The 14,576-nt window shown below is 65.4% G+C and carries 13 protein-coding genes; 6 read left to right on the top strand and 7 right to left on the bottom strand.

Annotation, left to right across the window (positions count from 1 at the left end; genetic code table 11):
* Positions 1–120 precede the first annotated feature (120 nt).
* Positions 121–1,065: a LysR family transcriptional regulator gene (locus tag GB927_RS32755; RefSeq protein WP_256121345.1), complete on the top strand. Its 945-nt coding sequence runs from the start codon at positions 121–123 to the stop codon at positions 1,063–1,065.
* Here GB927_RS32755 and xdhC read toward each other — a convergent pair.
* From xdhC to uraH, 4 genes are read right to left on the bottom strand one after another with little or no spacing between them, the layout of a single operon-like run.
* Positions 1,055–1,903 carry a xanthine dehydrogenase accessory protein XdhC gene (gene xdhC, locus GB927_RS32750; protein WP_256121344.1) on the bottom strand — a complete coding sequence of 283 codons (849 nt, stop codon included), beginning with the start codon at positions 1,901–1,903 and terminating at the stop codon, positions 1,055–1,057. The two genes, GB927_RS32755 and xdhC, sit on opposite strands and share 11 nt — an antisense overlap.
* A gap of 4 nt (positions 1,904–1,907) precedes the next feature.
* Positions 1,908–4,262 (bottom strand): xanthine dehydrogenase molybdopterin binding subunit, encoded by a 2,355-nt coding sequence (gene xdhB / locus GB927_RS32745; protein ID WP_256121343.1) that lies wholly within the window; start codon positions 4,260–4,262, stop codon positions 1,908–1,910.
* Between the two features lie 3 nt (positions 4,263–4,265).
* Complete coding sequence (gene xdhA / locus GB927_RS32740) at positions 4,266–5,744, bottom strand: xanthine dehydrogenase small subunit (RefSeq protein ID WP_256121342.1); 1,479 nt, start codon at positions 5,742–5,744, stop codon at positions 4,266–4,268.
* Between the two features lie 3 nt (positions 5,745–5,747).
* A complete protein-coding gene (gene uraH / locus GB927_RS32735) occupies positions 5,748–6,113 on the bottom strand; it encodes a hydroxyisourate hydrolase (protein ID WP_256121341.1) in 366 nt (121 codons plus the stop codon).
* 162 nt (positions 6,114–6,275) lie between these two features.
* On the opposite strand from uraH, the gene puuE reads away from it, so the two are divergent.
* The 5 genes from puuE (at position 6,276) to GB927_RS32710 (ending at position 10,681) form a co-directional block, all read left to right on the top strand.
* Positions 6,276–7,694 carry an allantoinase PuuE gene (puuE, locus tag GB927_RS32730; protein WP_256121340.1) on the top strand — a complete coding sequence of 473 codons (1,419 nt, stop codon included), beginning with the start codon at positions 6,276–6,278 and terminating at the stop codon, positions 7,692–7,694.
* 8 nt (positions 7,695–7,702) lie between these two features.
* Positions 7,703–8,710 carry an allantoicase gene (gene alc / locus GB927_RS32725; RefSeq protein ID WP_256121339.1) on the top strand — a complete coding sequence of 336 codons (1,008 nt, stop codon included), beginning with the start codon at positions 7,703–7,705 and terminating at the stop codon, positions 8,708–8,710.
* Positions 8,707–9,192: an ureidoglycolate lyase gene (locus GB927_RS32720; protein WP_256121338.1), complete on the top strand. Its 486-nt coding sequence runs from the start codon at positions 8,707–8,709 to the stop codon at positions 9,190–9,192. The genes alc and GB927_RS32720 overlap by 4 nt, the downstream gene beginning before the upstream one ends.
* 96 nt (positions 9,193–9,288) lie before the next feature.
* On the top strand, positions 9,289–9,900 hold the full coding sequence (locus GB927_RS32715; RefSeq protein ID WP_256121337.1) for a winged helix-turn-helix domain-containing protein: 612 nt from the start codon (positions 9,289–9,291) through the stop codon (positions 9,898–9,900).
* Positions 9,884–10,681: an SRPBCC family protein gene (locus GB927_RS32710; protein ID WP_256121336.1), complete on the top strand. Its 798-nt coding sequence runs from the start codon at positions 9,884–9,886 to the stop codon at positions 10,679–10,681. Before GB927_RS32715 ends, GB927_RS32710 begins: the two co-directional genes overlap by 17 nt.
* A 179-nt stretch (positions 10,682–10,860) precedes the next feature.
* Here the strand turns inward: GB927_RS32710 and GB927_RS32705 are convergent, their stop codons facing one another.
* The 3 genes from GB927_RS32705 to GB927_RS32695 form a co-directional block, all read right to left on the bottom strand.
* Positions 10,861–12,153 carry an NCS2 family permease gene (locus GB927_RS32705; protein WP_256121335.1) on the bottom strand — a complete coding sequence of 431 codons (1,293 nt, stop codon included), beginning with the start codon at positions 12,151–12,153 and terminating at the stop codon, positions 10,861–10,863.
* A gap of 312 nt (positions 12,154–12,465) precedes the next feature.
* Positions 12,466–12,924, bottom strand: coding sequence for a YbaK/EbsC family protein (locus tag GB927_RS32700; RefSeq protein WP_256121334.1), 459 nt, complete (start codon positions 12,922–12,924; stop codon positions 12,466–12,468).
* A 69-nt stretch (positions 12,925–12,993) separates the two neighbouring features.
* Positions 12,994–14,391 (bottom strand): DUF2793 domain-containing protein, encoded by a 1,398-nt coding sequence (locus tag GB927_RS32695; RefSeq protein WP_256121333.1) that lies wholly within the window; start codon positions 14,389–14,391, stop codon positions 12,994–12,996.
* Between the last annotated feature and the right edge of the window lie 185 nt (positions 14,392–14,576).

Below are 14,576 nucleotides of genomic sequence, written 5' to 3'. Positions count from 1 at the left end.
ATGGGCTTGTTTGCCATCAAGCGATTTTCTCGGAAATCCCGGTGAATCCCCAACACTTTCAAAAAAATCTATAAGATGGCCCCCACTTTGCTCTGCACGCCAATGTGGTAGAAGGAATCCATGTCCTATCTCGATAATGTGCGCGTCTTCGTTCGCGTGGTCGAACTCGGTACTCTTTCAGCGGCAGGGCGCGACCAGCGTGTCACCCCGGCGGTCGCCAGCAATCGCATCAAGGAACTGGAGCGCCATCTCGGCGTGCGCCTCTTCAACCGCACGACGCGAAAGCTCTCGCCGACCGAACACGGCCGCGTCTTCTACGACGGCGCCGTCAAGATCATCGAGGCGGTGAACGAGGCGGAGGCGGCGATCGCCGACCTCTCGCGCAATCCGAAGGGATCGCTCCGCATCACCGCGCCGCTCGGCATCGGCCGGCGGCTGATCGCGTCGGGCATTCCGGAATTCCACGACAAGTACCCGGATATCGAAGTGCGGGTGCGCCTGTCGGACCACAATGTCGATATCCTTGCCGAAGGCGTCGATGTCGCCTTCAAGCTCGGCGTTCTGGAGGATTCGAACCTGCGCATGCGCGGCATCCTCAATTGCGAGCGCGTGCTCTGTGCGTCGCCGGCCTATCTCGCGCGGCGCGGCCTGCCGGCAAACGCGGATGCGCTGATTGCCGACAAACACGACTGTCTGCTGCTGCGCTATCCCGGTTCGAAGGAATATTTCTGGACGCTGGTGACCGCCGAGGGCCCGCGCAAATTCGAAGTCGCCGGCCCCTATGACAGCGACGACGGCGATGTCTTGACCCAATGGGCACTGGAGGACCGCGGCATCATCAACAAGCCGCTGTTCGAGGTGAAGGCGCACCTGAAGGAAGGCCGGCTGGTCGAAATCCTGAAAGACTCGCCGCCCGCCTCCGTGCAGCTCGCCGCGATCTACCCGCACAAGCGGTTTCAGGACCCGAAGGTCCGCCTGATGATCGACTTCATGGCCGAGCGATGTCAGCGGCTGATCGGCAAGCTGCTCGGTGACGCGCCTGCCGACGAAACCGCTAGCGGCTGACGGCCCGCAATCTATTGACCCGGCTATCGGTCCAGCTCAGCGCCGCCGTCATGATCTCGGCGGCGGCAAGCGTGGCGATGACGGCGGGGCGCTTGTCCTTCAGCGTGGTGCCGCCGATCGGGCAGATTAGGTTTTCGAACAGGCCCGGCTGGCCGAATTCGCGCGACAGCCAGTTGCGGAAGGTCGTGCGTTTCGTCTTCGAGCCGATCATGCCGACATAGGCGGCGTCGGCGCGCTTCAGCGCCTCGGCGGTGATGAGGAAATCGAGCGCGTGATCGTGGGTGAGGATGACGAAGCTGCTGCCGGCCGGCGCATCGCGCACCACCGCTTCCGGCATGGCCGTCAGGCAGGTCTCGATGCGCGGCACGGTGGATGCCATGAGCTCGTCCTCCCGCGTATCGACCAGCACCACGCGCAAGGGCGCCAGCGACAGCGCCATCGCAAGCGCATCGCCGACATGGCCGGCGCCGAAGACGTAGACATGCGGGCGCGCCGCCATTTCGCGGTCGCTGCGAGAAATCAGGTTCTTGGCGAGCGCCGGGTTCATGGCGGTGAAGGAAAGCCCGACCCGGCCGCCGCAGCACTGGCCGATCTCCGGGCCGAGCGGCACGTTCATCGGCTCGGCCGCAAGCCCGGAGCGGAGCGCACGCCGCGCCTGGTCGATCGCCATATATTCGAGCTGCCCGCCGCCGATCGTCGCGAAGATCGCCCGGTCCGACACCAGCATCCAGGCATCGGTGTCGCGCGGCGTGGAGCCCGCGGCACCCGTCACCTCGACCAGGATCGACACCGGTTCGCGGCGCAGAAAATCCCGGATGTCTTCGCGCAGGGCGGGCATGACGTCACCCCTTCTTCTGAGCCTTGAGCCGCTCGATCGCCATCAGCACGCATTCCGGCGTTGCCGGTGCATCGAGGCGCGGGCAGATCTTGTGGTCCGCGACACTCGCCACCGCGTCCGACAACGCATGCAGCACGGCAAGGCCGAGCGGCAGCGGCGGCTCGCCCACGGCCTTGGAGCGGTGGATCGTCGGCTCATAGGCCTCCGACCAGTCGGTGAGCGCCACATTGAAGATTTTCGGGCGGTCGGAGGCGAGCGGGATCTTGTAGGTGGAGGGCGCGTGGGTGCGCAGCCGCCCCTTGCCGTCCCACCACAGTTCCTCCGTCGTCAGCCATCCCATGCCCTGGATGAAGCCGCCCTCGATCTGGCCGATATCGATGATCCTGTTCAGCGAACGGCCGGTATCGTGCAGGATATCGGTGCGTTCGACCACATATTCGCCGGTCAGCGTATCGACGGACACTTCGGAACAGGCCGCGCCATAGGCGTAATAGTAGAAGGCGTGGCCGCGGCCCTTGGAGCGATCCCAGTGGATCTTCGGTGTCTTGTAGAAGCCGGCCGCCGAGAGCTGGACGCGCGCCATATAGGCCTTCTTGACGAGATCGTTAAAGGAGATCTCGGCATTGCCGATACGCACCCGGTTGGGCAGGAACACCACCTGCTCGCGCGGAACCTGGTGGGTTTCCGCGGCGAAATCGATGAGCCGGTCCTTGATCTGGCGGGCGGCATCCTGCGCCGCCATGCCGTTCAAATCGGCGCCCGAGGAGGCGGCGGTCGGGGAGGTGTTCGGCACCTTGGCGGTCGTCGTCGCGGTGATCTTCACGCGGTCGAGATCGATCTGGAACTCTTCCGCGACGACCTGCGCGACCTTGAGATGCAGGCCCTGGCCCATCTCGGTGCCGCCATGGTTCATGTGCACCGAGCCGTCCGTATAGACATGCACCAGCGCGCCCGCCTGGTTCGATTCCGTCTTGGTGAAGGAAATGCCGAACTTGACGGGCGTCAGCGCCAGGCCGCGCTTGACGATGCGGCTTTTCGCGTTGAATTCCGCAATCGCCTTGCGTCGGCCGGCATAGTCGGCGCTTTCCTCCAACTCGGCGACGATGCGCTGGATGATGCAGTCTTCCACCTTCTGGTGGTAGGGCGTGACGTTGCGCGTGCCCTCCACGCCCATCGCGTCGTAGAAATTCAGCTTGCGGATATCGAGCGGGTCCTTGCCGACGGCGAAAGCCACCTCGTCGATGACGCGCTCGGCGCCCACCATGCCCTGCGGGCCACCGAAACCGCGAAACGCCGTGTTGGAGACCGTGTTGGTGTAGAGCGGCGCGGACTTGGCATGCACATGCGGGAAGAAATAGGCATTGTCGCAGTGGAACAGCGCGCGGTCGCCCACCGGGCCGGACAGGTCCGCCGAAAAACCGGCCCGGAGAGCGAAGGTGTAGTCGATGCCGAGGATGCGGCCTTCGTCGTCGAAGCCGACATCATAGTCGATGGCGAAATCGTGCCGCTTGCCTGTCGCGGCCATGTCCTCGTCGCGGTCGAGCCGGACTTTCACGGCGCGGTTCAGCTTCTTGGCGGCAATCGCCGCGAGTGCCGCGCACTGGTTCGCCTGCGTTTCCTTGCCGCCGAAACCGCCGCCCATGCGGCGCACTTCCACCGTCACGGCATGGCTCGGCACGCCGAGCGCGTGCGCGACCATGTGCTGCGTCTCGCTTGGCCCCTGGGTCGAGCAATAGACGAGCACCTCGTCGTCCTCGCCCGGCACGGCGAGCGAGACCTGGCCTTCGAGATAAAAGTGATCCTGTCCGCCAAGCCGCATGCGGCCCTTGATGCGGCGCGGGGCGCTTTCGAGGGCGGCGGCGGCATCGCCGCGCTTCAGCGTCAGCGGGGTGACGACCTGCCGGTGGGTTTTGACGTCGAGGTCCCAGATGTCGATATCGGCCGGCAGTTCCTCATACTCGATCTTGGCGAGCCGCGCGGCGCGGCGGGCCTCCTCGCGCGTCTCGGCGATCACGCAGAAGATCGGCTGGCCGTGGAACTCGACCTTGCCGTTTGCCAGCACCGGATCGTCGTTCATGTAGGAGGGCGAGATGTCGTTAACGCCGGGCACGTCCTCATGGGTCAGCACGTCGATGACGCCGGGCGCGGCGCGCACGGCCGAAAGATCGACGGACTTCAGGATACCATGCGCGACGGTCGAGAGGCCGAGGCCGGCATGCAGCGTGCCGGCGGGTTCGGTGATGTCGTCGATATAGACGGCGGTGCCGGCGACATGTTTGTGCGCCGAATCGTGGCGCACGCTGGAATGCACGCCGCCGGCGATCTTTTCGGCCTTGAGGTCAGGGGTGTGCTTGTTCATGGCTCACGCAGCCTCGTATCTGGACACCTGCACCGGTGCCTCGCTGGACGTCGTTTCCATATAGAAACGCAGGAGAAGGTTTTTGGCCACCAGAGCGCGATAATCCGCGGTGGCGCGCATATCGGTCAGCGGTGAAAAGTCCTCGGCATATTTTTCCATCGCCGCTTCCACCGTCGCTTCCGTCCACGGCTGGCCCAGAAGGGCTGCCTCCACCGCGGCGGCACGCTTCGGCGTCGCCGCCATGCCGCCATAGGCGATGCGGATTTCGGCCACCCTGCCATCGTCGGCCAGCACCAGCCGGAAGGCGCCGAGCGTTGCCGTGATGTCCTCGTCGCGCCGCTTGGTGACCTTGTAGACGGCGAATTTTTCCGTCGCCGCGGGAATGGGCACCTGCACGGCTTCGACGAATTCGCCGGGCTGGCGGTCCTGCTTGCCATAGGCGATGAAGTAGTCTTCGAGCCGGATGGTGCGCCGCTCCGCACCCTTGCGCAAGGTGAGCGATGCATCCAGCGCGATCAGTGCCGGCGGCGTGTCGCCGATCGGCGAGCCGTTGGCGATGTTGCCGCCGATCGTGCCCATGTTGCGCACCTGCTGGCCGCCGATGCGGGTGATGAGCGGCCCGAGTGCCGGGATATGGTGCGACAGCGTGGCGATCGCCTCGGAATAGGTGACGCCGGCGCCGAAGGAGACGACGCCGTCCTGCACGGAAATCGCCTTCAATTCATCGAGCCCGGCGATGAAGACCGGCGTGATGGCGCGCATGTGCTTGGTGACCCACAGGCCGACATCGGTGGAGCCGGCGACCACGGTCGCGGTCGGCGATGCCTCCAGCACGGCGGCGAAATCGTCGAGATTCGCCGGCACGATCCAGCGGTGCTTGCCCTCGCCGATCTCGACGCGGGCGCCGTCGCGCAAGGCTTTCAGGCGCGCGATCATGGTTGCGCGCTCGGTGAGCAGCGGGTCCTTGTCTGTGTTGCCGTAGCTCGAAATGGCGCGCGCGGCGCGCAGGATCGGCTCGTAGCCGGTGCAGCGACAGAGATTGCCCTGGAGCGCCGTTTCGATCTGCTGGTCGCTCGGGTTCGGCGACTGCATCCACAGCGCATAGAGCGACATGACGAAGCCCGGCGTGCAGAAGCCGCATTGCGAGCCGTGGTAATCGACCATCGCCTGCTGCACGGGATGCAGATGGCCGTCGCTTGCAGCAACATGCTCGACGGTCACCACATGGCAGCCGTCCAGCGATCCGAGGAAACGGATGCAGGCATTGACGCCTTCATAGACGAGGCCGCCCGAAGGCGTGAGGCGTCCGACCAGCACCGTGCAGGCGCCGCAGTCGCCCTCCGCGCAGCCTTCCTTGGTGCCCTTGAGCAGGCGGGAAAGGCGCAGCCAGTCGAGCAGCGTGTGGTCCGGCGCCACATCGCGCAGCGCCACGTCACGGCCGTTGAGGATGAAGCGCAGCTCGGAGCGGATCTCGACAGGCATGGTTCAGCTCCCGCGGTAGGTGGAGTAGCTAAAGGGCGAGACGAGCAGCGGCACGTGATAATGCGCGCCCTCGTCGGCAAGGCCGAAGCGGATGGGGATGATGTCGAGGAACATCGGGCCGTCGCCCGCGCGGCCGAGATAATCGCCGGCGTGGAAGCGCAGCTCGTAGGTGCCGGCCTTCATGGTCTCGCCGGCAAGCAGCGGCGCGTCGCAGCGGCCGTCATCGTTCGTCTCGGTCGTCTTCAGCAGATGGAAGGCATCGCCCTCGACCCGGAAGAGTTCGATGCGCAGCCCCTCCGCCGGTTTGCCGCGGGCGGTATCCAGGACGTGGGTCGTGAGCCGGCCGGCCGGCTGCGAATGTGACTGCATGATCTTCCTCCGCGTACACAGTGCTCCTCTCTCCACTATCCGTCAGCCCCTACCCCCTGAAAAGCGGCGGGATCGTTCGAGACTTTCAAAATTTCCGGGGGAATGGCCCGCGCGATTTCGGGTTAGAAATTTGCCATGGACAGGGTTTGGAGGAGCGTTCCCATGCGATATTGCCGTGACATGCACGGATACGGACAGACACCGCCGGTGGCCGAGTGGCCGGGCGAGGCGCGCGTCGCCGTGCTGTTCGTGCTGAACTATGAAGAGGGCGGCGAGAACTGCGTGCTGCATGGCGATGCCGCATCCGAGGCCTTCCTCTCGGAAATCGTCGGCGCCGCCCAATGGCCGGGCCAGCGCCACTGGAACATGGAATCGATTTACGAATATGGCGCACGCGCCGGCTTCTGGCGGCTGCACCGGCTGCTGACGGAAAAGGCCGTGCCGGTTACGGTCTATGGCGTGGCGACCGCCTTGCAGCGTTCGCCGGCCCAGGTCGCCGCCATGCTGGAGGCCGGCTGGGAAATCGCCTCGCACGGCCTGAAATGGGTCGAGCACAAGGACATGCCGGCCGAAGAAGAGCGCGCGGCGATCGCCGAGGCGGTCCGCCTGCACACGCTCGTCACCGGCGAGCGGCCGCGCGGCTGGTATACCGGCCGCTGTTCGGTGAACACCGTCGATCTGGTGGCGGAAGAAGGCGGCTTCGACTATGTCTCCGATACCTATGCGGACGACCTGCCCTATTGGTACGAGCATGGCGGCCGCCAGCAGCTCATCATCCCTTATACGCTCGACGCCAACGACATGCGTTTCGCGACGCCGCAGGGTTTCAACAGCGGCGACCAGTTCTTCAGCTACCTGAAGGATTCCTTCGATGCGCTCTATGCCGAAGGCAAGGCCGGCAGCCCGAAGATGATGAGTATCGGCCTGCATTGCCGGCTGATCGGCCGGCCGGGCCGCGTCATGGCGCTCGCCCGCTTCATCGACTACGTGCAGAGCCACGACAAGGTCTGGATCGCGCGCCGCATCGACATTGCCGAGCACTGGGCGAAGACCCATCCGCCGCAGAAGCAGGCCGAGCGCCCCTCGCAGATGCCGGAAGAGGCTTTCGTCAAACGCTTCGGCGATATTTTCGAGCATTCGTCCTGGGTCGCGCGCCGTGCCTGGGTCGGCGAACTTTCGCCGGCTAACGATACTGCGGTCGGCCTTGCCGCAGCGCTCACCTTCCAGTTCCGCGCGGCAAGCGATGCCGAACGGCTCGGCGTGCTCGTCGCCCACCCGGACCTCGCCGGCAAGCTGGCCGAGGCCAAGCGCCTGACGGCGAGCTCGACCGAAGAGCAGGCGTCGGCCGGCCTCGACGCGCTGACGGACGAGGAGCGGGCGCGCTTCACCGAGCTCAACACGGAGTATGTCCGGAAATTCGGCTTCCCCTTCATCATCGCGGTCAGGGACAACACCAAGGCCAGCATCCTCGCCGCCTTCCAGACACGCATCGGCAATGACCGCGACGTCGAATTCGCTACTGCCTGCAAGCAGGTGGAGCGGATCGGGCTGCTGCGGCTCAAAGCCCTGCTGCCGGCCTGAGAGAGATCATGTCGACCGGCGCCCTGCCTGCGTTCACCCGTGGAACGATCAACCTTGCCGCGGCCAGCCTCGGGGCAAGGGGCATCTTCGCGACGGATGAATTCTTCGGGCCGCTGTCGCGCATGCTGGCCGATGAACCGGCTGTCTTCCACCCCGGCCTCTATGATGAGAACGGCAAGTGGATGGACGGCTGGGAAACGCGGCGGCGGCGCGGGCCGGGCCATGACCACGCGGTCATCGCGCTCGCCACGCCCGGCCGTATCCGCGGCTTTGACGTCGACACCGCTTTTTTCACCGGCAATTTTCCGACGGCCTGCGCCATCGAGGCCTGCCATGCGCCGGAAGGCCCCGATGACCGGACGGCCTGGGTGGAATTGCTTGGACCGAGCCCGCTCGGGCCGAGCGCCCAGCATTTCTTCGATTGCGCCGCAGACGGGCTCTACAGCCATGTGCGGCTTCGCATTTATCCCGATGGTGGGGTGGCGCGGTTGCGGGTCTATGGTATCCCGACGCTCGCCCCTGCCGAAGGGCCGATCGACCTTGCCGCGGCCCTTGCCGGCGGACAGGTCATCGCGCTTTCGAACGGGCACTACGGCCATCAGCGCTTGCTCGCGCCCGGCCGCGGCGTCAATATGGGTGACGGCTGGGAGACCAGCCGGCGCCGCGAGCCCGGCCACGAATGGATCGTGGTGAAGCTCGCCACGCGGGCGACGGTGGAGAGCATCGTCGTCGATACCGCCCATTTCAAGGGCAATTATCCGGATGCCTGTTCCATGCAGGCCGCCGACCTGACGGGCTCGACGGGGGACCTCCCCACCCTTGTCAAAGCCGCGTCGATGTTCTGGCAGGAAATCCTGCCCGAGCAGAAACTGGCCGCCGACCGTATCCACACGTTCGACGGCCATATCGTGAAGCGGGCGGGTGCGGTGACGCATGTCCGCCTCAACATCCATCCGGACGGCGGCGTCAGCCGCCTGCGTGTTTTTGGCCATCCGGCCGAGGGAGGAAAGACATGAAGACCATCGAGATCAGACCGTTGACCCGGGAGGCCTTCGCGCCCTTCGGCCAGGTCATCGAGCAGGACGGGGCGCCGAATTTCCCGATCAATGCGGGCAAATGCACCCGCTTCCACGACCTCGCCCATATCGAGACGACAGGCGAAAAAGCCCGGCCGATGATCAGCCTCTTGCGCGGCGAGCCCTATCCGCTGCCGCTGGAGCTGAAGATGGTCGAGCGCCATCCGCTCGGCAGCCAGGCCTTCATTCCGCTCGGCGAAAGCCCCTTCCTCGTCGTCGTTGCCGAGGAGACGGAGAACGGACCGGCCGAACCGGTCGCGTTTCGCACCGCGCCCGGCCAGGGCGTCAATATCGGCCGCAATGTCTGGCACGGCATCCTGACGCCGCTTGAAACCGTCTCCGATTTCGCCGTGGTCGACCGCGGCGGCGAGGGTGTGAACCTCGAAGAGCACTTCTACGACGAATCCTTCCTGATCCGCTGATCCATCCACCGGGTAGCGGATCCGCCGGCCCGCCTCCACGGGCCGGCACTTTCTCGCCCTCCTTGACAAATTTTCTTGTCAATGAAATCCTGCGGCATGCTCGATCTAGACATCCTCGATACCCCTGCGGCCGCCGCACTCGCCCTCGACCCGATCAAGGCGCGGCTTCTCGCCGAACTTTCGGTTCCCTCCTCCGCAGCCGCGCTTGCCGGCCGCGTCGGCCTGACGCGCCAGAAGGTCAATTACCACCTCAAGGCGCTGGAAGAAGGCAAGCTGGTGGAGCAGACCGAGGCGCGCCACTGGGGCGGCATCACCGAGCGGCTGATGGTGGCAACGGCGCGCTCCTATGTCGTCTCGCCCGCAGCACTCGGCCCGGTCGGCGCCGATCCCGCCCTCAATGGCGACCGGCTCTCCGCGAGCTACCTCATAGCGCTCGCCGCCCGCATCGTGCGCGAGGTCGGCGCGCTCTGGCGCGGTGCGCGGGCTTCGGACAAACGGCTCGCCACGCTCTCGATCGACACGACGATCCGCTTCGCCTCGCCCACCGCGCGCGCCGCCTTTACCACCGATCTCACCGAAGCGGTAGCCGTGCTCGCCGCCCGCTATCACGACGACACGACCCCGGGCGGCCGGCCGCACAGGCTGGTGGTCGCCGCCTATCCCGCACCTCCGGAAACCGAAAGGAAGACTCATGCCGACGAACTTTGACGCCACCGGCAAGCGCTGGGTGGAGATGGAATTTCTGGTGCCCGGCACGCCCGACCAGGTCTGGCAGGCAATCGCGACCGGACCCGGCAACACGGCCTGGTTCACCAAGGCCGAGATCGAGGGGAAGATCGGCGGCCAGATCACCTTCCATTTCATGCCGGGGATCACCTCCGGCGGCACGGTCACCCAATGGGAGCCGCCGCACCGTTTCGGCTATGTGGAGGTGGGCTGGGCCGAAAACGCACCGCCGGTCGCCACCGAGATCAGCATCGTCGCGCGCTCCGGCGACCAGTGCCTGATCCGCATGGTGCATTCCCTCTTCTCTTCGACCGATGACTGGGACAGCCAGATGGAGGGCTTCGAATCCGGCTGGCCCGGTTTCTTCGAGGTGCTGCGGCTCTATCTCCGCCATCATGCCGGTGACACCGCCGCCTCCTTCCAGATCAGCGCCGAAGCGAAGGGCGAGGATCTCGTGGTCTGGCGCAAGCTGCTCGACGGGCTCGGTCACGAAACGGCCGATGCCGGCGAAAACTGGACCGTCGACGCCGGCGAAACATTTTTCGGCGAAGTCGTTCGCGTGCGGCAGGACGAGGAGCAACGCTACGTTCTGGTGCACATTGCCGGCGATGTGCCGGGCGTCGGCCTGTTCGGCATCTATCGCATGGGCGAAGCGGTCCGGCTCAGCGTCTGCCGCTTCTTCTACGGCCCGAAAGCCGCAGAGACCGCCGCTGCGACCGAGCCGACATGGCAGTCCTGGCTCGATGGCATCGCGAAGGCCTGAAACGAAAACGGGCCGCGCTCACCACGCGGCCCTTTTGATGCTTTCGACGAACCTCTCCTCCGTCATGCTCGGGCTTGACCCGAGCATCCACAACCGCGGGTGCCGCGTGGATCCTCGGGTCAAGCCCGAGGATGACGATGGAGTTTGTGACATGGTCCAACCAAACAATCGGCCCCTTATTACTCCGCGAAGAAGGCGAAGCGTATGACGAAGAGGACCGCGACGATGGCCGTCGCCGGGTGGATATCCTTCCACTTGCCGGTGAAGAGCTTCAGCACGACATAGCTGATGAAGCCGAAGGCAAGGCCGTTGGCGATCGAATAGGTGAAGGGCATGGCGAGCGCGGTGAGTGCCGCGGGTGCCGCCTCCGTCAGGTCTTCCCATTCGATTTCCGTCAGTTCGCGCATCATCAGGCCTGCCACGTACAGCAAGGCCGGCGCCGTCGCATAGGTCGGCACGGAGGCGGCGAGCGGCGAGATGAAGAGGGCGGCAAGGAACAGGATGGCGACGGTGAAGGCGGTGAGGCCCGTGCGGCCGCCGGCCTGCACGCCGGACGCGCTTTCCACGTAAGCCGTCGTGCTGCTGGTGCCGATCAGGGAGCCGGCGACGATCGCCGTGCTGTCGGCGAGAAGCGCGCGGCCGAGGCGGCTCGGCTTGTTTTCCTGGATGAGGTTGGCGCGCTTGGCGACGCCGATCAGCGTGCCGGTCGCGTCAAAGACTTCGACGAGCACGAAGACCAGGATGACATGGATGAGGCCGCCATGCAGCGCGCCCATGATGTCGAGCTGCAGGAAGGTCGGCATGATCGACGGCGGGGCCGAGACGACGCCGCGGAACTCGCTGACCCCGAAAATCCAGGAGAGCACCGTGACGGCGAGAATGCCGATGAGGATCGCGCCCTTGACGCGCAGCGCATCGAGCACCGCGATGACGAAGAAGCCGAGGATCGCCAGAAGTGGGCCGGTTTCCTTCAGGCTGCCGAGGCCGACGAGCGTCGCCGGATTGTCGACGACGATGCCGGCATTCTTCAAGGCGATGATGCCAAGGAAGAGGCCGATACCGGCGGCAATCGCGCTGCGCAGCGAATGCGGGATGCCGGCGATCAGCCAGCTGCGCACGCCGGTCACCGTCAGGATGACGAAGATGATGCCGGAGATGAACACCGCGCCCAGCGCCTGCTGCCAGGTGAAGCCCAGCGCCGCCACGACGGTGAAGGCGAAGAAGGCGTTGAGGCCCATGCCGGGCGCCATGCCGATCGGCCAGTTAGCGACGAGCGCCATGACCAGCGAGCCGAGAGCCGCTGCAAGACAGGTCGCGACGAAGACCGCGTCCCGGTCCATGCCCGTCGTCGACAGGATGTCCGGGTTGACGAAGATGATATAGGACATGGTGAGGAAGGTCGTGAGACCCGCGATCACCTCTGTGCGCACGGACGTGCCGTGCTCACTCAGCTTGAAAAGCCGTTCAAACATGTTTTCTCCCCCTGGCGCTGCCTGAGGCGCGCCGTGCGAAACTTCCGGGTCAAAGCTCCTCCAGCCACCCGGCCCTGACCGACGCTTCGCGCTGCGAACCGCCGCCCCCGCGGATTTCCCGCGCCCGCGCGCCGCTGTCCGCCGGAAGCCGGCCGCGGTTGATCACAGTTTCGTCATATTGCTTGTTTGAGCGCAGTTGCGCCAGCCGGGCATTTCCCCGAATTTGAGCGAAACTCTTTCACGATTCGCCTGATGCGGGGCACGGATTCGCCCGAGCGGCGGCGCGATTTGCCGGATCGGTAGGCGTCTGCGTCACTCGCAGACGTCGACCCACTCGCCCTTGACCAGCGCCGCCATGCGCTCTGGTGCGATGCGCACCGCCGCATTCGTCGCCCCCGCGGCCGGAACCACCTCGTCGAACGGCCGGAGTGACACGTCGCAATAGACCGGCACGGGAGCGGGCAGGCCGAACGGGCAGACACCGCCGACGGGATGGGACGTGATCGCCAGCACCTGTTCCGCATCGAGCATGCGCGGCTTGGCGGCAAAACGATCTTTGAATTTCCGATTGCTGAGCCGTGCCGTGCCGGCGGCGACGAGCAGCACGATCTCCTCGCCGATGCGCAGGCAGATCGTCTTGGCGATCTGTTCCGGCGCCACCCCATGGGCTTCGGCGGCCAGCGTCACCGTCGCCGAACTCTGCTCGGTGACGAGCACCGCGACATCGGGAGCGTTTTCGGAAAAGAAACTGCGGACGGATTCGAGAGACATGCCCATGTTCATAGCCAGTCCGGCGGCCTCCTTGCAAGAGGCCACCGAAAAGCAACGTATACTATGCTTTTACGCGTAGATGCCGCCGGTCGGGATCGTGCCGGCCGTCGAGCCCGGCAGGAAGGTCGCCGCCTTGCCGAAGGTGTTGATGACGCCGTTCGTTTCGGCGATGTAGCGGCTGCCGGTGGCCGTGCCGACGATCGTCGGATTGGAGAGCGCCACGGTGCCGCAGCTGCTCGTGGCGATGAACTGCGTGAAGGCGGGCGTGCCCGTCAGCGTGAAGGTGCGGTTCACGCCCGTGAGATAGCCCATAGCAATGTTCATATGCCGCCGCGCGCCGCCATTGATGGTGTAATTGTCCTCCAGCACGATCTGGCAGGGACTGTCGGCGAAGATGTGGTCGGCATTGGCGCCGACCACGCCGAACTCCATCTTGCCGAGGCGGAGTGTGACGCCATTGCTGACCGACAGCGCATGGATGAGATCCGTGCCGATGGCGATGCGAAGGCCGCTGACACGGACCTGCGCCCCGTTGCGGAAGCTGAGCCCCGAGGACAGCACGACAGACGCCGGCGTCGTCTCGTTGCCCTTGATGAAGAGCGTGCCGCCGCCGATCAGCGGCCGCACGACGGACGCGCCGGCATAGGTGCCGTTGGCAAGTTCGATCGTCACGTCGTAGCTAGCGCAGTCGAGCCTATGCGCCTCGTCGATCGCCTTCTGGAGCGTCGAAAAGGGCGTTCCCGCGGACAGGCCGTTGTTGCTGTCGCTTCCGGTCGTCGCGACATAATAGGTAAGATTGCCGGTCAACTGCGGCCGCAGGCCGACGGCGCCGGCTGGAAAGGACACCCTGCCCGTCGCCTGGTCGACCACCATCGCATCGTTGAAGGTCGAACCATCCGCACTCACCTTGACGCGGAACGCATCGCTGCCGGCAAGCCCCATCTCGGCCCGGCCGGACCAGCCCGTCTGGAACAGCAGCGACGCCGTGTCGCCCGCATTGGCCTTGTTGATCTTGACCTGATGCCCGGCACCCTCATTGGTGAAGAGCGAAGCGGGCGAGGCGACCGCCAACCGGTTCGTCGCATCCGCCGTCGTGTTGATACCGACTTCGACCGGAATCGCGACACTGACGGTGGCAAGCCCCCATTCGCCCTCCTCGAAGGTCAGCATGCGGTTTTCGTCCGTCGCATAGGCAAGCCAGCCGTCGCGCGGCGTATAGAAGGTCCAGACCCCATCCTGCCAAGCCGCGACATCCCTCGCCCGCCCCGTCCAGGCCCCCGTCGCGCCGACAGGCACGATGTAACGATCCCCTGCCGCAGGACTTCCCGGCGGGCTCGTCACATTTCGGCTGCCGACCGCCAGATGAAGCAGCGCATCGATCGCCTTGATGGCCTCGTTGTGCGTCACATGCTTCTGGGCCTGTGCGGGGAGGATATAGGGAAGGTTTAGGTTTTCGGATGCGTCCATGTTTCCGGTTCCTGTGTGGGTTTTCCGGAAGTATACGGACGCGAGGAAGGGTGGGGAAAACAGCGGCTGATTTTCCCCACCCCTAGAAACGTCAAAAGCCCTCCATGTTTGGAGGGCTTTTTGTTATGATTTGGTTGCGGGGGCAGGATTTGAACCTGCGGCCTTCAGGTTATGAGCCTGACGAG

It is taken from the genome of Shinella lacus (assembly GCF_010994755.1).
GTDB classification, from domain to species: Bacteria; Pseudomonadota; Alphaproteobacteria; order Rhizobiales; family Rhizobiaceae; genus Shinella; species Shinella lacus.
The sequence above is the reverse complement of the archived record's forward strand: the minus strand, read 5'-3'. Positions and strand labels throughout refer to the sequence as shown.